Source organism: Clostridium algidicarnis (genome assembly GCF_000703125.1).
Taxonomy (GTDB): domain Bacteria; phylum Bacillota; class Clostridia; order Clostridiales; family Clostridiaceae; genus Clostridium_L; species Clostridium_L algidicarnis.
Genome location: NZ_JNLN01000001.1, coordinates 2,183,779 through 2,204,152 on the forward strand (window position 1 = coordinate 2,183,779; position 20,374 = coordinate 2,204,152).

Consider the following 20,374-nt stretch of genomic DNA (forward strand, 5'->3'; position numbering starts at 1 on the left):
CTATTAGAGAACTAAAGTTCGATAGGAGGAGTTTGATTTTGAAGGATATAAAAATATTGCATTGTAGCGATTTACATTTCGACACTCCTTTTAGTGAGTTAGATAAAGATTTTGCAGAAAAAAGACGTGAGGATTTAAGAGAGACTTTTGGAAATATAGTTAACCTGGCAAAAAAGGAAAAGGTAGATGTACTCTTAATATGTGGAGATTTATTTGACAATCAAAGGGCTATGAGGACTACTTTAGATTATATAAGAAGAAAGCTAGAAGAAATACCAGAAATCAGTGTATTTATAGCTCCTGGTAATCATGATCCATATAATGAAAAGACATTTTATACTATGATAGATTGGCCTTTAAATGTTCATATATTTAAATCAGATATGGAGGCTGTATACATAGAGGATAAAAATATAACAGTCTATGGACAAGGGTTTTCAGAGTATTATGAAAGAAAGTCATTTCTTAAGGACTTTTCCAGTAAGTTTAAAATTAATGAAAAACATATAAATATAATGGCTTTGCATGGAGATATAAGCGATAGAGGCAAGACAAATGAGTATAATCCAATTACACCTTATGAAATAGGGGAGAGTAACATGGATTATATTGCATTAGGGCATAGACATAGTTTTTCCGGTATAAAAAAAGAAAAGAATACTTGTTATTCTTATTGTGGAAATCCAGAAGGAAGAGCCTTTGATGAAAAAGGCGAAAAAGGTGTAGTATTAGGATCTATATCTAAAGACAATGTAGATTTAAATTTCATACCTATATGCAAAAGAAAATACGAAGAGGTATCTTTAAATATAGAGAATGCATTAACCTATGAAGACATAAGTAATAATATTATATCTTCAATACCAAAAGATAGTAGACACAAAGATATATATAAGGTAATTCTTTTAGGAGAGGTTAAAGAGGACTTTTCTATAAATTTAGAAGTATTAAAAGAAAAGCTTTCAAAACATTTTTATTATATGAAATTGAAAGATTCTACAGAGATTAAATTGGATTATAATATTATTTCTAAAGAATTCACTTTAAAAGGCCTTTATACTAAAAAGATGTTAGAAAAAATAAAAAAAGCAGAAAAAGATGAGGACAAAAGGCTGCTAAAAGAAGCATTAAAAGCAGGAATACAATGTTTAAGCAACAAGGAGTTGATCCTTTAATGATAATAAAAAAGCTCAATATAATTAGCTTTGGCAAGCTTAAAAATAAAAGTATAGAATTAAAAGATGGTATAAATATAATATATGGTAGAAATGAAGCGGGTAAAAGTACAATACAAAGCTTTATAAAAGCAATGCTTTATGGTATGAATTCTCAAAAGAAGTCTATTAGAGAAAACGGAAGAAAAAGATATATGCCATGGAGTGGGGAGAGGGCACAAGGTGAACTTATTTATGAGAATGATGGTGGAAATGGATATATAATAAGAAGAAGTTTTGGAAACACAAAAAAAGAAGATCAAGGAGAAATAATTCACTTTATAAGTGGGGAAAAGTTAAGAGCCATAAATGTAATAGAACCTGGAAAGGAAATTCTAGGATTAAATGAAGAGGGCTTTAATAAGACATTATTCATAGAGCAATTAGGCCTTGAAATAAACAGAGGGAAAGAAGACGAGATACTAGAAAAGCTTACTAATCTTGCTGAAAGTGGAGATGAGGATAGATCTTATGAAAAGGCTATTAAAACTTTAGGAGAAGCTAAAAAGGTTATTACGACTCCAAGGAAAAGTGGTAAATTAGATGAGCTAAGGCTAAAACTTATAAGTTTAAATACTGAATATAAAGAAAGTCTTAGACTTAGTGATGAAAATATCGAAGAACAAATTGAGTTAAATAATCTAAAAGATAAGAGAACTTATTTAAGAGCTAATATTGAAAAGTTAGAACTGTATAAAAAACATATAAAAAGAATAAAATTATATAAAGAATATGGAGAAATATTAGAATACTTAAAAAAAAGTAATGAATTAAATGAAAAAATAGAAGAAGTGGAAGAAGGTTTAGTAAGTGATGAAGGAAGTATAGATAATCAATTTATTTCTTCATTAAAAGAAGAGTATAGGGCATATAAGCAACTAAAAGATATAGAAATGGAAAGGTTAGAAAACAAGGACGTAATAAGCAATTCTTTAAAAGTTAAGGAAGATGAGTTTTGTGAATATGAAAAGTTTAATAATTTAGATGAAGATATAGAAAGAAAGGTTATTTCTCTATGCCTAGAAAAGAAAAATTTAGAAGAAAAAATAAAGAAGATAGAGATTATAGATTGTGAGATTGAAGACCTTAATAAAGACTTAGAAAAGTTAAAGGATAAACATGAAAAGATATCCTATATGAGTGATATTAACAGTAAAATCCAAGGCGTTTTTTATGATTATGAAAACAAATTAAAAGAATTAAAGTATAAAATAAGTAAAGATAACATAGATTTTGAAATTTTAGATAAGAAACAAGTTTATAAAAACAAGAAGACATTAAATTTTATATTAAGTATTTCTTTTTTTATAATAATCTTATTACTTTCATTTATTAAGGGTTTTGGGATTTATAAAGTAAACTTAATATATGTACCTATAATTATATTATTTATAGCACTTATAATTTCAGTTAAAAGGTATAAAGACCAGAGTAAAACTTTGCATAATATAGAAAAAGAGGAATTATTATATGGAGACATTTCTAATCTTAAAAATTCAATAATAACTATAGAAGAAGATTTAAAAAGATACTACAAATTATCTGGATCGAAGGATCATGAAGATTTTTTAATTAAGATAAAAGATTATAATGATAATAAAGAAAAGATAGATAAGATAACAATAAAAATAGAAGAAAAACTATTAAGTAGATCAAATTATAGCTTAGAGGTACTAGAAGAAGAGTATGAAAATATATGTAGATATATAGATTTTATACTAGAAGATACAAATAGTCATGACATAGAAGATTTTTTAGATAGATATAAAATTTTTAAAGAAATAAATAAAAACATAGATATTTTAAAATCTGAGGTAAGGGTAGAGGCTTTATCATTAGAACATATTAGCGAAGAAATAAATATAAAAGAAAAGAATATAAAAAACACTATGGATAAAATAAACAAATCACATATTAATATAGAATTTATTCCAAACGAAATAGAAAAACTTGAAAAAAAGTTAAAAGAAAAACAAGAAATAGAGGGTAGATTAAAAAGTATTGAAAGTAATTATGAACTTTTACTAAAAGATAGAGATTTAGAAAAGATGAAGGAAGAAATAGGAGATATAATAAATGAAGATATAGAAGAAAACTTTAAAAATGAAGAGGATTTAGATGATGCAATTAGAGAAAGAAATAAAGAACTTTTATACACAGAAAAAAGGTTAAGAGACGTAAAAAATTCCATAGACAATAAATTTATAGGTAAAAGAACAATTATAGAAATAGAAGAAGAAATAGATGCTATAAGAATTGAAATAGAGTTACTTCAGTATAGACTTCAATATATAAATATTGCTTATGACACATTAATAGAATGTTTTAAAGAACTTCAAAGAGATTTTGGACCAATACTTAATGAAAAGGTAAGTAAGGTATTTTCTTCAATAGTAATAGATAATTATGAAGAAGTTAAGGTATCGGAAGACTATGGGTTAAAGGTTAGAGACAAAGGTAGAAATGATATTATAGAGGCGGAGTATTTAAGTAATGGTACTCTAGATCAGATCTATTTTTCTTTAAGAATGGCATTTATAGATCTAATATTTGATGGAGAAGAAATAGTTCCTGTTTTCTTAGATGAAGCCTTTATGCAATATGACGATGAAAGACTTTCAAAGGCATTAGAATACATTAAAACTGTAGATAAAAATAGGCAAATTATAATATTTACCTGTCAAAAAAGAGAGGTAGATATATTAAAAAAAGATTCTAATATAATATATATTTAATTAATTACTGACTAATTTTCAATATAAAGATATTTTTGTAATTTTAAAATAAACACAAGGTATGTTATACTATATAGGTGGAATTTAAAATTTAAGGAGATGGTATTTTGCAAGTTTTGTTTTTAGTTCTTAATAAAATAGATTGTTTAGAGGGCATACTTGAAAACTTTGCTCGCGAGGGCATTAAGGGAGCTACAGTAATTGAAAGTACAGGTATGGCTAGAATATTGAATGATGTAGGAAATGATGTACCGATATTTGGATCTATACGGATGATTATGAATGAAAAGTATCCTTTTAATAAAACTATTTTTGTAGTGATTGAGGATCATCAATTAGATACAGCAGTATCTTGTATAAAAAAAGAAACAGGAGAATTATCTAAGCCAGATGTAGGAATAATATTTACTGTTCCTGTAGGTTACGTAGAGGGAATAAACGTTGGGAGAAAACCAGAATAGATGAGTAGTTTATATTATATATCTATTGTCATTTTCTCGGGTATGCTTTGTGCAAAATTACTTTCTAAAATAAAACTTCCAAACGTAACTGGATATTTAATTGCAGGTGTAATAATAGGACCTTATGTACTTAACATTGTGCCTTTAGACGCAGTAAAATCTTTAGGCATATTATCGGATGCTGCCTTAGGGTTTATTGCTTATGGAATAGGTAGCGAATTTTTAATAAAAAGTATAAAGAAAACAGGAAAAACTGTTATAATGATAACAGTTTTTGAAGCGTTAGGAGCAGTACTTTTGGTGGATTTAGCTATGATATTTATATTTAAGCAACCACTGCCATTTAGTCTTACTCTAGGTGCAATAGCAGCAGCAACAGCACCAGCAGCAACTATATTAGTTATAAGACAATATAAAGCCAAGGGAGATTTCACAACTACGCTTTTACAGGTGGTAGCTATGGATGATGCTGTGGGTATAATTGCTTTTGGAATTTCACTTGCAGTAGCTCAATCATTAATAGGTGGATCAACTACTTCTCTAGCTATGTCTATAATTAAGCCAATAATTGAAATATTGCTTTCTATAGTTATAGGAATTATACTAGGAGCTATATTTTCATATATAGGTAAAAGAGTAAGAGGTGAAAATGAATTATTATCTTTAACTCTAGCATTTATATTTTTTGCTATAGGAATTTCTCTAAAATTCAATGTATCTACTCTTCTTACTTGTATGATGCTAGGAGCAACTATAACAAACTTAAGTAGTAATAGCAGTAGATTTTTAAGTATTGCAGATAGGTTCACACCACCTTTATTTATAGCATTCTTTACTATAGCAGGTTTAGAATTAAATATTTCAGTAATAAAAAGTGTGGGTGTTATAGGACTTGGATACATGGTATTTAGAGTTATTGGTAAAATGCTTGGAGTATATGTAGCTGCTAGTATAACAAAAGCAGAAGAAAATGTAAGGAAATATTTAGGCCTCGCTTTGATTCCTCAAGCAGGTGTAGCTATAGGATTATCATTGCTTGCAGAAAAGTCACTACCACCTGAATATGGGCAGCCTATACGGACAATAGTATTAGCAGGAACTGTTATATATGAACTTATAGGACCCCTTGCATCTAAATATGCTTTGATAAAAGCAGGAGATATCAAGTAAAGATAACAATAAAGGATAATTATTTATTTACATCTTTAAGTAATAAATATTTTTTAGAAGGCACCTTTAAATCGTGCCTTCTTTTTAATAGTAAGTAATTTTAAATAAAGTTATAACAAGTTATTGATAATTATATATATTTAACCTTATACTTAAATTATAACAAATTTTCATATAAATATTAAAAGTGAAAGATAAAGAATATAAAAAAAGGAGTATTTTTAGAAAGAGAAAGATTTATGAATTTAAGCTAAGGAGTGAGGAGAATGCAATATAATTTTGATGAAATAGTTAATAGAAGAGGAACTACTTGCGTAAAGTGGGATAAAAGTATAATGGATTTTGGAGAAAGTACCATACCTATGTGGGTAGCAGATATGGATTTCCCAGCACCGATTGAAGTACAAGAAGCTATTAAGAAGAGAAGTGAACAATCAATATTTGGATACACATATATTAAAGATGAGGTATATGATGTTGTAGTAAGTAGCCTTAAAGAAAATCATGGATGGGATATAAAAAAAGAGTGGATAGTGTTTCTTCCGGGTGTAGTAGATGGTATTGCTACATCATTAAATGTTTTTACAGAAAAATTTGATAGCGTAGTCATACAACCGCCTGTTTATCCACGATTTTATTCCGTCGCTAATGCAATGGGAAGAAACCTTCTCTTAAATAATCTTAAACTTACAGATGAAGGTTATAAAATGGACTTACAAAATTTACAAAGCACAGTAGAAACAGAAAAACCAAAGTTGATGATTCTTTGTAATCCTCACAATCCAATAGGGAGAGTTTGGACCAAAGAAGAGTTAAAAGCTTTAGGAGAAATATGTGTGAAAAATACAGTTATCATTATATCAGACGAAATTCATTCTGATATAGTTTATAAGGGATTTAAGCATATTCCTGTTGCATCTATATGTAAAGAATTTGAACAAAATTCTATAACTTTGATGGCCCCTAGTAAAACTTTTAATGTGGCGGGTCTAGGTCAGGCCTTTGCTATAATACCAAACAAAGATTTAAGAAATACATTTACAACTGGAAGGGAAGGGTATAGCTGGGGCAATATATTTGGAATAACTTCTTTTGAGGTTTGTTATAAATATGGAGAAAGATATAAAGAAGAATTATTAGAGTATTTAGAGGTGAATATAAAATTCGTTGAAAAGTATTTAAAAGAACAATTACCAAATATAAAAATGCATAAACCAGAAGGTACATATTTATTGTGGCTAGATATGAGGAAACTTGGGATGAACAAGACTCAATTAGATGATTTTATAAGAGAAAAGGTAAAAGTAAGATTTAATGATGGATATTCTTTTGGAAAAGTAGGAGAAGGGTTTATGAGGATGAATATAGGGTGTCCTAGAACTTATATAAAAGAAGCTTTAGACAGATTAAAAAATGCTGTTAATAATTTGAAAATTAAGTAATTAATCAAAGATTATGCCCTATTTATAATAACGTAAATTATAAATAGGGCATTTTTATTTAGAAAATTGTAAAGTAATAAAACAATTTGACGATAATATAATGTATGTTATTTAAAAGATTTAATTTAATTAAGAAGTTAATAAAATTAAAAAGATAAGTGTATTAAAAGATTGAGAAAAGAATATCTTAATGCACTTATTTTTAATAGACTTAAATAATAATGTTATATAACTTCAACTAAAAAATATTTTAGGAGTGACTGGAATGAAAAAGATTAAAACCATAAGGATGAAAATAATAGTAACAATTTTACCTATAATTTTAGTATCTATGTTTGTTATGAATTATATAAGTTATGAAAAGTCAAAGAATATTATAAATGAAAAGACAGAAATAAGCATGAAAAATCAACTTGAAGGGAATAAAAATTTAATTGAAAAAAGCTTAGTAGAAAATGGACAAATTGCTGAATCATTATCAAAAGTAGCTCAATTAGCAATGGATTCCTTGTCAAAGGAACAGTATGGTGAAATGTTAAGAGAGACGATACTTACCAATAAAGAAACTTATGGAGCAGGAATTTGGTTTGAACCTTATAGGTATGAAGAAAAATCAAAGTATTTTGGACCTTATGCTCATAAAGTGGGCGATAAAACTTTTTTTATAGATGATTATAGCAATGAAGAATATGATTACCACAATCTAGAATGGTATCAAAATGGGATAAAGGAAAAGGAAGGCATTACAAAATGGTCTAAGGCTTATTACGATGATGTATCAAAAACTGTTATGGTAACAGCTACAGCCCCCTTTTATGATTCTAATAAGGAACATTTAGGTGTTGCTACTGCAGATATTAATTTAACTACGTTACAGGAAAATATAACAGACATAAAAGTAGGAGAAAAAGGTAAAGCATTCTTAGTAGATAAAGAAGGCCAATATATAGCTGGTGTGGAAGCAGATAAGATATTAAAAACTAAAATTACTGAAGAGGAAGATTCATCCTTAAAATCTTTAGGGGCAACTATATTATCATCAAAAACAGGAGTTTCGGATTATAAATTAGAAGGGGAAAAAATAATAGCATATTATGAAGAGGTTCCAGAAACAAATTGGATATTAGTATTAACTATACCAGAATCAGAGTTACTAGCAAGCTCTAAGAAACTTTTTAATTTACTTAGTATAATAATAGTCATATCATCTATATTAATTACATTAACTATTCTTTTTGTAGCTACTAATATTACAAAGGGATTGAAGGATGTGAACAATCTTGCTATAGCAATATCAGAAAATGATCTAACTAAAACTATTAAGTTAAGTGGTGATGATGAGATTGGGCGGATGACTATGCATCTTAATAATATGGCAGTCAACTTGAAAGAAGTGGTATTTAACATAAGGAAGAATATAGAACAATTAGCTGTAGCATCAGAAGAGCTTTCAGCAAGTTCTGAACAAACAGAATCAGCTACAGATCAAATTGCAATGTCTATTCAAGATATAGCTTCTAATTCTGAAAAGCAAGAAGAGCTTATGAAAGATAGTAGTAAAATGGTAGGAGAAATATCTGAGGGAATAGAGCATATAAGTTCAAATGTTCAAAATATGGCAGAAGAATCACTTAGCACATATAAGAAGGCTAAAGATGGAAATGACGTTGTATATAAAGCTATAGATCAAATGGGTAATATAAATAATAAAGTAGGACTTTTATCCGGAAATATAAATACATTAGGTAAGAAGTCTTCTGAAATTGGGAATATAGTATTGGTAATAAGTGAAATAGCAGAAAGAACAAACTTATTAGCATTAAATGCCGCAATAGAAGCTGCAAGAGCTGGTGAACAAGGTAGGGGATTTGCAGTAGTAGCTGAAGAAGTAAGAAAGCTTGCAGAACAGTCCGCCAGCTCAACAAGTCAGATAACAAATCTTATTAATGAAATACAAGGAAGTATCTTAGAAGCTACTAAGGCTATGGATGAAAGTAGCAAGGCTGTAGATAGTGGAATTTCTACAGTGGAGAATGCAGGACAGTCCTTTAGTGAAATCCTAGTTTCAGTAGATAGTATTTCATCGAAAATGCAAGATGCCTCTGCAGTTATTGAAGAGATTTCAGCAGGATCACAAAATACTGTTGAATCCATAGAAAACATGGCAAGAATGTTTGAAGAAACATCAGGTAGCACTCAAAATGTAGCTGCGTCAGCAGAAGAACAAACTGCATTAATGAAAGAAATTGCTTCAGCAGCTCAAAAGTTAGCACAGATGTCACTATATCTTGAAGAAATAATGAGTAAATTTCAAGTATAATATAGTATAATAATTTATTATAGAAGTCTTTTATAGAATAGAGAATATTAGAAATAGTGTCAATGGAGTAAACTATTCTAATTAAGTATGATATAGAATAATTAAAATTGAATAAGGTTAATGAAACTTAAGGGATTAAATTAGATGAGTCTAGTTTAATCCCTTTGACCTATAAGAAGATACTATAGGTTATCAATATACTATTTGTATTAGCTATTAGAAATATCTTACATTAGATGATATTATAAAGAATGGTATTAATAAAGAATATAAGGTGATTAAATGAAAGTAAATATTGAAAATCTTAGAAAGCAATATGAAAAAATTATGGCTGTAGATGATTTAAATGTAACCATTAAAGATGGAGAGTTAGTTTCTATATTAGGTCCTAGTGGATGTGGGAAAAGTACTTTACTTTATATGTTAGCAGGAATAGTAGAACCTACGGGAGGAAATATATATTTTGATGAAAAATTAATTAATAACATTCCTATAGAAAAAAGAAACATAGGATTAGTATTTCAAAATTATTCGTTATATCCACATATGACAGTACTTGAAAATCTCATGTTTCCACTAAAAATGAATAAGGTTAGTAAAAATAAAGCGATAGAGGAAGCAAAAGCTATAAGTAATTTACTTAAAATTGAAGAATTGCTCAAAAGAAAACCTAAGGAACTCTCAGGAGGACAGCAACAAAGGGTAGCTATAGGAAGGGCTTTGATAAAAAAACCAGGACTTCTTCTTATGGACGAGCCTTTTTCTAATTTGGATGCAGCGCTAAGGATAGAAATGAGAGAAGAGGTGAAAAATCTTCAAAAAGACTTTAATATAACCACATTATTTGTAACACACGATCAAGAAGAAGCCTTATCAATATCAAATAAAATATTGTTAATGAACAAGGGAAAAGTAGTACAGTTTTCCACTGGAGAAGAGCTTTATCATAGTCCAAGCTCTATTTATGTAGCTACCTTTATAGGAAATCCTAAGATAAATCTAATAAAAAAAGAAGATTTTATTAAAAGTATTGGTAATTTAGAAAAGATTCTGGATGAAAGAATAAAGACCTTTGGAATAAGAGCAGAAGATATAATAATTTATCCAAAGGAAGAAAGATATAGTGAATTAACTATTGCACATATAAAAAACATAATATCTTTAGGAAGAGATACTCATATTACGCTAATATGTAAAGGTATAGAGTTAAAGTCTATAATAACAGGAGAATGTAATTATAAAATAGGACAAGATGTTTTTATAAAGTTTAAAAAGATACATAAGTTTAGGGATTCAGTATGAAAAAGTCAAAAGGATTTCTATATATATTACCAAGTTTATTGATATTAATTGTTTTTCAAATATATCCTGTTATCAAGGTATTGATTATGAGTTTTTACACAAAGTTTGATTATATAAAAGACATAGTTTATGAAAGAGGTTTTGATAATTATATATACGTTCTTACAGATGGAGATTTTTATATTGCCTTAAGAAATACTTTTACCTATGTAGCTATTACTGTACCTTTATCAATAGGTTTAGCTATATTTATCGCTACACTATTAAATCAAAATTTAAAGCTAAAAAACTTTTTTAGAAGTGCTTATTTTTTACCATTTGTAACCAGTACCGTGGCAATTTCAGTAGGATGGAGATGGATATTTAACAGTGATCAAGGTCTTGTAAATTTGGTATTGAATACATTAGGTTTTGTATCAAAACAATTTTTAAAAAGTCCTGAATATACTATGCCACTTCTTATACTATTAAATATTTGGAAAAGTCTTGGGTACAATGTAGTTATAATATTAGCAGGACTCCAAAATATAGATGATAGGTACTATTATGCAGCTAAGGTGGATGGTGCAAGTAAGTGGAATATATTTAGAGAGATAACACTACCTCTTTTATCCCCAATTATACTTTTTCTTTCTATAACTTCTATTATAAGAGGATTTAAATTATTTGATGAAATTTTTGTGCTGTATGACAAATCACCAGGACCATTAAAAAGTGGTATGACCATAGTATATTATATTTTTAATAAGTTTTATATGAACTGGCAGTTTGCAGTAGCTTCATCAGCGGCCTTCATACTTTTTATAATAATACTTATATTTACTTTAGTTCAATTTAAAATTGCAAAAAAGAAAGTTCATTATTAGGGGGGAGATTATGTTGAAAAAGGTAACACTAGAAAAGGTTTTGATTTACATAGTCCTTATTATAACAGCAATATTTATACTAACCCCATTTATATGGATTTTATTAACTGCACTTAAATCTCCAGAAGAAGTATTTGCAAATCCACCTGTTATTATACCAAGTAAGCTTCAATGGCAAAACTTCATTGAAGTATTTAAATTAAAAAATTTCAGCAGATATTTTTTGAATAGTGTGGTTATTACTATAGCTATTACTGCAGGAGAACTTATAACAACTATACTTGCAGCCTTTGCTTTTTCCAATTTGGACTTTAAGGGTAAGGATATAATATTTACTTTATTAATTGGAACTATGATGGTACCAGGAGAAGTGCTTCTTATACCCAACTTTGTAACTTTGAGTAAGATAAAATGGATAAACACTTACAAGGCATTAATTATACCTTGGTGTACAAGTGTAACTTCAATTTTCTTTCTAAGACAATATTTTTTAAATATACCAAAACAACTTTATTATGCAGCAAAGGTAGATAATTGTAGTGACTTTAAATATTTAATTAAAATTGTTATACCTATTGCAAGACCAGCTATATTTACTATAGCAATACTTAAAATAATTAATAGTTGGAATTCTTTTATGTGGCCTTTAATTATGACTAATTCAGAGAAGATGAGGACCTTACCAATTATCTTAGCAAAGTTTTCTTCGGAAGTAGGGATGGATTACCATATGTTAATGGCAGCTTCAACTATAATTATAACACCAATGATTATAATATTTATATTTTTATCAAAGTACATAATTAATGGAGTTAGTAAGGGTGGAATTAAAGGATAAATACTATATTTAATGTTAGTTTTTAAATTTTAACTGTGATTTTAAAATATACCTAAAACCAAAAGTGTGTTTATTTGATTTAAATATTAATATAATATTAAAATTTAAGAGGGGGTTTTACATAATGAAAAAAAGAAGTATATCAATTATATTAGCAGGAGTAATGTCTTTATCAATGATAGGTTGCTCAACAAAATCAGAAACTAAAGAAGATAAAAAGGTAGCTAGTATAGAGACGGAAATTAAAGAAAATGTTGAAATAGACTTTTGGCATTCTATGAAAGGTGAAAATGAGGAGGCTTTAACAAAAATAACTAAAGATTTTGAAGAAAAGAACCCTAAAATTAAAGTTAACCTTGTAAATCAAGGAGGGTATAGAGAGTTATTTGAAAAGTTAATGGGAGGTGCAAAAAGCAATACACTTCCTACTATGACTCAAATATATAATAATAGACTTACGTGGTACATAGATAAAGATTTAGTTGAAGATTTAAATACTTATATATCAAATGATAAAGTAGGAATGAAAAAAGAAGAAGTAGAAGATATGCCTAAAATATTTTATGAAGATGGAACATTTGGTGATAAACAGTATACATTACCTTTTAATAAAAGCCAAATGGTGCTTTATTATAATGAGGACATGTTAAAAGAAAAAAATGTTTCTGTACCTAAAACTTGGGATGAATTTAAAGATGCAGCAAAAAAACTTACTGTAGACTCCAATAATGATGGGAATCCAGAAGTTTATGGAGTAGCATTTGAAAATAATATTTCAACAGATATAGGAATTTGGGTAAGACAATGTGGCGGAGAAATAATTAGCGAAAAAGATGATAAAATTAACTTTAACACTAAAGAAACAAAAGAAGCTGTAGAATTTATAGGAGGAATGATGAAAGATAAAGTTGCTACACTAGCAGGTGAAGACAAAAACTCTAATAATACTTTTATTAAAGGAAGGGCAGCAATGTGTGTAGCTTCAACTTCGGCGATTCCTTATATTCAAAAAGGATTTAAAGGAAAATGGTTTTCGGCACCACTACCAGTAAATAAAGAAGATGCTCAACTTTATTATGGGACGAATGTAGCAATGTTTAATACAGCAACTAAAGAACAAAAACTTGCTGGATGGCTTTACCTAAAGCATTTAATTAATACTGAAAACACTGCATATTTTTCCATGAAAACTGGGTATATGCCAGTTAGAACATCAGCTATAAAAAGTGAAGAATATCAAAAGTTCTTAAAAGAGAATCCAGTAAAAGCAGTTCCAATGCAAACTTTAGATAAAGGGTGGACAGGAAGTAGATCTATTGGTTCCATACCAGCTTTAGATGTATTAGGAGAAGAACTAGAGCAAGTATTTAATGAAAAGAAAACTATAGATGAAGCGCTTAAAGATGCTCAAGAAAAAGGCGAAAAAGCTATGAAGGAAGCTAGAAGTAACTAAATGATAATAGTAGGTAAATTTTATTTATCTGCTATTATCTTATAAGCGGAGGGAGTAATGTTATGGAAAGAAGTAGAAAGATATGCATAGTTCCTCATTGTTTTTTAAACGCAAATTCAAAGGTAGAGGGACCTTGCAGATATAAAGCTATATTAAAGACTTTAGTTTATGCCCTAATTGAAAGAGACTATGGGATTATACAACTTCCTTGTCCTGAACTTACATTTTACGGAATGAGAAGGTGGGGGCATGTGAGAAACCAATTTGATAATCCGTATTTTAGAAAACATTGTAGAAAAATATTAGAACCAATAATTTTGCAAATAAAAGAGTATGAAGCAAATGATTATGAAATAAAGCATATAATAGGAGTAAACGGAAGCCCAAGTTGTGGAATAGATGTAAGCTGTGGGTCTAATAGCTGGAAAGGCGAAATATCGCAGATAGAAAATCTAGAGGATTTAAAAAAAGATATAACCTATGATAATAAACCAGGAATATACATGCAAGAGTTTATGCAGTTATTAAAAGAAGATGGTATTGAAATTAATTTTATTGGAATTAATGAAAAAGATATAGATAAATACGATTTTGATAAAATATTATAAAGGTTAGGGATGCACTAATGTGGTGCATCTTTTTTTGATGATGTATTTTTGTTAACTAAAATTAACTTTTAAAAGTTTGCATATGGTAAGATATTTTTATAACTAGTAAAAGGGAGGAATAATATATAATGAAGTATAGAGGAAATAAAAAGGTAATATTGTTTATATGTGCTTTTATATTTTTACTAATATGTGGAGGTAATGGGAAAGTTGTTAGTGCAGAACCTATAGATGGAGATATAGAAATCACAGTAGAATATGGGTTTGATGGAAGGTATAAAACAGGTAATAACATCCCCATTTTTATTGAAGTGAAAAATGGAAATAAGGATATTGAAGGAGAACTACAAATAAAATTCCCTACTACTCAAAATCAGTATAATATATATAGTCAAGCAATTAATCTTCCAAAAGAATCTAAGAAAAACTTTATTATAGCGATACCTTTTATGGATATTTCTAATGAAATTGAAGTTCTAATAGAACAAAACAATAAGACATTAGGGAGTATAAAAGTTAGAATCGAGAACGGAAGACTATTACAAAATCAAAAGCTTGTAGGTGTACTTTCAGAGGATTTTAGTAGCCTTAGCTATTTTAATAATATTAAAATAGAAGGTAATGATTCAAACAAGGGTGTAAGCAACTCAAATATTATAGAATTAGATACAGTTGCTGTTAAATTAACTAAAGATAATATTGGAGAAAACTATAAAGCTTTAGATGCTTTAGATATATTAGTAATAGATAATTTTGATACATCAGTACTTTCTAAAAATCAATATGAAGCTATTAAAGAGTGGGTAGAGTCTGGAAAGGTACTTGTTGTAGGTACAGGATCAAATTATTCAAAAACCCTATCTTTGTTTAAAGATGGCTTTATAAATGCAGAGATAGTGGGTACAGAAACTAAAAGATTAAACTCTTTAAATGAATATATAGATGATGATTCAACAGGAACCTTAAATGGAGAAATTTTAAATATAAATATTAAAGATAGTGAAGTTCTTTTGAAAGAAGGCAATACACCTATAGTGTCTAAGTTAAATAAAAAAGATGGAGTTATAATACTTTCTGGCATTGATTTAGGTATTGAACCTTTTATAGGTTGGAGTTCAAGGGACGTATTAATATCTAAATTAATATCTTCAAATATGCCAAATGTATTAAAGGAAGTGGGAAGTGAAGGAAGACAAAATAATTATAATCTAAACAATATATTAAATACTGTACCTAAAGAAAAGCTGCCTAATATAAGAAATGTATCTATACTTTTTGTAGTTTATATAATGATTATAGGGCCACTAGGTTATTTTGTATTAAAAAAATTTAATAAGAGAGATTATATATGGGTTACAGTTCCAGTAATGGCCTTAGCTTTTAGCTTGTTTATATATGTAATAGGATCCACTACAAGGATAAATGAACCCTTCTCTAATTTATTTTCTATTACTATAATGGAAGATAAAGATGATATAGATACAAAGGTATATAGTTCAATTATAAGTCCTAGCAAAAATAATTTATATGTAGAGGAACCCGAAGGTGTAGATTTAGAATTCATAAATGATCCTAATGAATATAATAGAAATACTGGATTAAAGGAAGAAAACAAAAAACTAAACTTGAAGGTAATTTATGATGGGAATAAAACCTATTTTGAATTTCAAGATATGAAGCCTTTTAAACTTAATTCTTTTAATTTTAATAAAAAAGATGTAGCTTTGAATGAATTAAAGTCAAACTTAAAGTTTAAAGAGGGTAAACTTCAGGGGGAAATAGTAAACACTTTAGATACGGATTTAGAGAGTTTATATATAATAAGCCCTTTTAGTATTTATGAATTAGGTGATTTAAAAAAAGGTGATACTCTAGATGTAAAAAATGTAATAAAAGAATATAAAAATATAGATGATTTAACAAGATCTTTTCACATGAATCCTAATGCTACAAATAATGATAGAAACAAGATATCACAATTAGAAATACTTTTTGAAAGGATGAATATATATGGGCAAAATGAAAATGATCAAAATACATATATAATTGGATCTTCAAAAGATATGATAAAAGATAAAATAAAAGTTAATGGTAATGAGGTTGTGACATATCAAAACAATATCATAGCTTTTAAGTCAAATATAAGCTTTATAGAAGATGGAATTGTAGAATACCCTTATGGACTTTTAAAACCTTCTTTAGATAATAAGTTAGGTCAGGGTGACTATGATGAAGGGCGAGGTGCAATTTATGGAAATATGAGTCTTAATCTAACTTATAAAATCAAGGAAGATATAAATATTGATATTATAAGATTTAAAAATACAGAGTCTTTGGATTATAGCAGTAGTTTCAATGGTAACTTTTATATATTAAATATAGATGAAGATAAATATGAGAAGATGGATATTAGTGGAGCTGATATTAATATAGAGAATCCATCTAGGTATGTAAAAAATGGACAAATTAAAGTAAGATTAGAAAACAGTGAAAATAAAAATAATGATGGTAGACCTTCCTCGGTACCATTAATGAGTATAAAAGGAGGGGTAAAATAATGTTAGAGATTAAAGACCTTAAAAAGTCCTATGGTAAATTTATAGCCCTAGATGGGGTAAGCTTAAATATTGGAAAAGGTGAAATATTCGGGTTTGTAGGTCCTAATGGTGCAGGTAAAACTACAACTATGAAAATCGTAGCAGGACTTTTAGAAGCAGATTTTGGTGAGGTTTATGTAGATGGTATAGATGGTATGCGGGAAAACAAAAAGCTTAAAGAAAAGATAGGATATATGCCAGATTTTTTTGGAGTTTACGAGAACTTAAAAACTATAGAATATTTAGAGTTTTATGCTTCTATATATGGAGTAGTAGGTAAAGAGGCAAAAAAGTTATCTATGGATCTATTAGAAATAGTTAATCTAAAGGACAAGGCAGATTTTTATGTAGATGGTTTATCAAGAGGAATGAAACAAAGACTTTGTCTTGCAAGAAGCCTTGTGCATAATCCAGAACTTTTAATATTAGATGAGCCTGCATCAGGAATGGATCCTAGAGCAAGATATGAGATGAAATCAATTTTAAAAAACCTAAGGGAGATGGGTAAGACCATACTAATAAGTTCACATATATTACCAGAGCTTGCTGAACTTTGTACTAATATAGGTATAATAGAGGATGGTAAAATGGTGGTTACATCTACTGTTGATGAGATAATGATGAAAATGAATTATGCCCATCCAATAAAGATAAAATTACTAGACAAAGTAGAAGGTGGAGTTAAACTCTTAAAAGAACTACCCTACCTAAATAATTTAATTGTGGATAATAACAATATAACAGTTGGTTTTGGAGGAAAAGAGGAAGAAATGGTGGAGGTTCTTAAAGTTTTGATAAACAATGATATCCCTGTGGTGTCCTTTGCTAAAGAAAGTGGGAATCTTGAAGATATATTTATGAAGATTACAGAAAAACAACATAAATAGGAGGTGCTATTATGAAAATAAATATAAATCCAGTTCTTAGAAAAGAAGCAAAAACTACTGTAAGAACATGGCGAATAGGAGTGCTAATTGCTATTTATGTAGGCGTATTATCCTCCGTTGCGGTAATTACTTTTGGAACATTTTTAAAAAACATGGCTTATGGTGGAGCAAGGTATGAAGAATTGCCAACTTTGTATATGGCTATTGAAAGTTTACAATTAGTTTTAATATTATTTATTGTACCTTCTTTATCCGCATCAGCAATTTCAGGTGAAAGAGAAAGGCAGACTTTAGACATACTTCTCTCAACAAAGATGTCTCCATTGTCTATAGTAACAGGAAAGCTTGTGGCATCTTTAAGTAAAGTCGTACTACTTATCATCTCAACTATACCAGTATTTTCCTTGGTGTTTTTATTTGGTGGAGTAAGTGTTATGCATATATTTCAGATTACAATATTTTATTTAGTAACTGCATTGTATGTAGGGGGTATTTCAATTTTCATATCGACCTTTTTTAAAAGTTCTAGGGTATCGAATGTTGTGGTTTACGCTGTGGGACTTTTCTTAACATTAGGTACATTATTTATAACATTTATATATTTTCAATATATAAATTTAAAATATGTATCTATAGGACAATCAACATTACAAAACTTTTCGGCACCATTTTATTTATATCTTAATCCTTTATGGGGATATATTTCACTTGTGTCTAATCAAATAGGTAGTGGGGGAGGAATCCCTGGAATAAGGACAGTTAGTCAATATGCAAATACCTGGATAATAAACTGCATAGTTGAGGTTATAATGTCTGTAATATTGATTTTTTTATCTGCATGGAAATTAAATCCTATAAAAAGATATAATAAGAAAAGAATGAGTAAGATATGAGTAGCTTAGATTTAAAGATAATAAACTTTTTTAAGAAGGCCTCAAAAAGGCTTAAGTTAAATTTATTTTTAAATGACTTTGTTATAGGCCTTATAATAACATTAATAGTGTCTAGTATACCATCACTAATGTCTTTAGTTGTTCCAATATATAAAATTAAAGTTATTTATATATCCATTTTGTTAATAGGTGTATGTATAAGCTTTATATATTCAATGATAAGGCTCCCAAACAAGGAAAAACAGGCACTTATAATAGATAGCAAAGGCTTGGATGAAAGATTATCTACCGCCTTAGAAAGTATAGGTAAAGAAAAAAGAGTTTATAGTCTTCAAAAAGAAGATACTGCAAGGTTTATAGAGTCTTTCAATATAAAAGAGAAGATTCCTATAATAATAGAAAAGAAAAAAGTTATAATGGTAATATCTTTAGTAGTGATATCTTCTCTTGGAATGTTTATAAAAACTGAGGCTAAAACATTAGCAAAAGAAATAGAAATAACTAAAAAGTTTGAGAAAGAAACTTTAAATAAAATAGAAGAACAAAAAAAGGTTATACAAAAAATAGATAAACTTAGTGAAGATGAAAAGAAAAAGATAATAGAAGTCTTAGAAAAGACAGAAAAAGAAATAACAACTGCAAAAACAGAAAAAGATATAGAAAAATCTTTAGAAAGATTAGATAAAAAGCTTGAAAAAGAAGCTAAAGATCCTAGTCTTAGTAAGGAAAAGCAGGAGATACTTAGAAATGTCCAAAAGGATATAAGCCCCAAGGGGGAAGAGGAAAGAAAAGAGAAGGCTAATAAAGATTTAAATAAATTAGCGGATAAGTTTTCAGAAGATAAATTTATGGAGGACCTTTCAAAGCAGTTAGCTGATAAGAATAAAGAAGGCATAGATAAGGCGTTAAAAGATATTAAAAGCAGTGTATCATCTTTAGGCGATTTAGAAAAAAGTCAAATATCTAGGTCTCTTAAAGAGGCTTCTTTGAATATTGATGATGAAGATTTAAAGGAAGCTTTAAGAGATATATCAAAGGATGTTAAAGAGGGAAATATAAGTGATGAAAACGAAAAGAAAACTAGTGAAGCCTTAAAATCTTTGGTGGATGAAACAGAAGGAACAGCTTCAAAGGGTGATAATAAGGGTGAAAAGAAGGAACAAAGTGGTGAAGGCAAGGAAAAAGGTCAAGGCGAAGACGTTGGTGAAGGCCAAGGAGAAGGTAAGAGTAATGGGGAAGGTCAAGGTAGTGAAAAGGGAAAAGGTGAAGGGTTTAATAAAGGAAGCAAGAACGGTATAAATAAAACTGATACTAGCACTCCTTTAAATAAAGAAGAGGTATTTATTCCAAATAGAAATGAAGGAAATGACGAAAATCTTACAGGAAACAAAAATAACAATTCTTCATCACAAACAGTAGATTCAGATAAAGGTATAGAAAAAAGAGGAGAATCTATAAATTATGATAAAGTAATAGGAGATTATACTAAAGAGGCCTATGATAGTGTCAATAATCTAACAATACCGGAAGCATTAAAAGATATAATAAAAAGCTATTTTGAAGGATTACAATAATATGGGGTGAAATA

The 20,374-nt window shown here is 28.5% G+C and carries 15 protein-coding genes; all 15 read left to right on the plus strand.

Annotated features, from left to right (window positions below):
• Window positions 1-38 precede the first annotated feature (38 nt).
• The 15 genes from BV55_RS0110380 to BV55_RS0110450 all read left to right on the plus strand — a co-directional run bounded on the left by BV55_RS0110380 (window position 39) and on the right by BV55_RS0110450 (window position 20,360).
• Entirely contained in the window at window positions 39-1,175 is a 1,137-nt protein-coding gene (locus tag BV55_RS0110380) for a metallophosphoesterase family protein (protein WP_029452756.1), read from the plus strand.
• Window positions 1,145-3,949: an ATP-binding protein gene (locus BV55_RS0110385; RefSeq protein WP_029452757.1), complete on the plus strand. Its 2,805-nt coding sequence runs from the start codon at window positions 1,145-1,147 to the stop codon at window positions 3,947-3,949. Before BV55_RS0110380 ends, BV55_RS0110385 begins: the two co-directional genes overlap by 31 nt.
• 107 nt (window positions 3,950-4,056) lie before the next feature.
• Window positions 4,057-4,410, plus strand: a complete 354-nt coding sequence (locus BV55_RS0110390) for a hypothetical protein (protein WP_029452758.1) — start codon at window positions 4,057-4,059, stop codon at window positions 4,408-4,410.
• On the plus strand, window positions 4,411-5,580 hold the full coding sequence (locus BV55_RS0110395) for a cation:proton antiporter (RefSeq protein ID WP_029452759.1): 1,170 nt from the start codon (window positions 4,411-4,413) through the stop codon (window positions 5,578-5,580).
• A 266-nt stretch (window positions 5,581-5,846) separates the two neighbouring features.
• Window positions 5,847-7,022, plus strand: a complete 1,176-nt coding sequence (locus BV55_RS0110400) for a MalY/PatB family protein (RefSeq protein ID WP_029452760.1) — start codon at window positions 5,847-5,849, stop codon at window positions 7,020-7,022.
• Between the two features lie 265 nt (window positions 7,023-7,287).
• Window positions 7,288-9,342 carry a methyl-accepting chemotaxis protein gene (locus tag BV55_RS0110405; protein ID WP_029452761.1) on the plus strand — a complete coding sequence of 685 codons (2,055 nt, stop codon included), beginning with the start codon at window positions 7,288-7,290 and terminating at the stop codon, window positions 9,340-9,342.
• A 282-nt stretch (window positions 9,343-9,624) separates the two neighbouring features.
• On the plus strand, window positions 9,625-10,644 hold the full coding sequence (locus tag BV55_RS0110410) for an ABC transporter ATP-binding protein (RefSeq protein WP_029452762.1): 1,020 nt from the start codon (window positions 9,625-9,627) through the stop codon (window positions 10,642-10,644).
• Window positions 10,641-11,510, plus strand: a complete 870-nt coding sequence (locus tag BV55_RS0110415; protein WP_029452763.1) for a carbohydrate ABC transporter permease — start codon at window positions 10,641-10,643, stop codon at window positions 11,508-11,510. The genes BV55_RS0110410 and BV55_RS0110415 overlap by 4 nt, the downstream gene beginning before the upstream one ends.
• A 13-nt stretch (window positions 11,511-11,523) precedes the next feature.
• A complete protein-coding gene (locus BV55_RS0110420) occupies window positions 11,524-12,348 on the plus strand; it encodes a carbohydrate ABC transporter permease (RefSeq protein WP_423752112.1) in 825 nt (274 codons plus the stop codon).
• Between the two features lie 124 nt (window positions 12,349-12,472).
• Entirely contained in the window at window positions 12,473-13,801 is a 1,329-nt protein-coding gene (locus tag BV55_RS0110425) for an ABC transporter substrate-binding protein (RefSeq protein ID WP_029452765.1), read from the plus strand.
• A gap of 62 nt (window positions 13,802-13,863) precedes the next feature.
• Window positions 13,864-14,409 (plus strand): CD3072 family TudS-related putative desulfidase, encoded by a 546-nt coding sequence (locus BV55_RS0110430; RefSeq protein WP_029452766.1) that lies wholly within the window; start codon window positions 13,864-13,866, stop codon window positions 14,407-14,409.
• A gap of 128 nt (window positions 14,410-14,537) precedes the next feature.
• Entirely contained in the window at window positions 14,538-16,967 is a 2,430-nt protein-coding gene (locus BV55_RS0110435) for a tripartite tricarboxylate transporter TctB family protein (RefSeq protein ID WP_029452767.1), read from the plus strand.
• A complete protein-coding gene (locus BV55_RS0110440) occupies window positions 16,967-17,893 on the plus strand; it encodes an ABC transporter ATP-binding protein (protein WP_029452768.1) in 927 nt (308 codons plus the stop codon). The genes BV55_RS0110435 and BV55_RS0110440 overlap by 1 nt, the downstream gene beginning before the upstream one ends.
• An 11-nt stretch (window positions 17,894-17,904) precedes the next feature.
• A complete protein-coding gene (locus BV55_RS0110445) occupies window positions 17,905-18,786 on the plus strand; it encodes an ABC transporter permease (protein ID WP_051652485.1) in 882 nt (293 codons plus the stop codon).
• Window positions 18,783-20,360: a hypothetical protein gene (locus tag BV55_RS0110450; RefSeq protein WP_029452770.1), complete on the plus strand. Its 1,578-nt coding sequence runs from the start codon at window positions 18,783-18,785 to the stop codon at window positions 20,358-20,360. The genes BV55_RS0110445 and BV55_RS0110450 overlap by 4 nt, the downstream gene beginning before the upstream one ends.
• The last annotated feature ends 14 nt before the right edge of the window (window positions 20,361-20,374 follow it).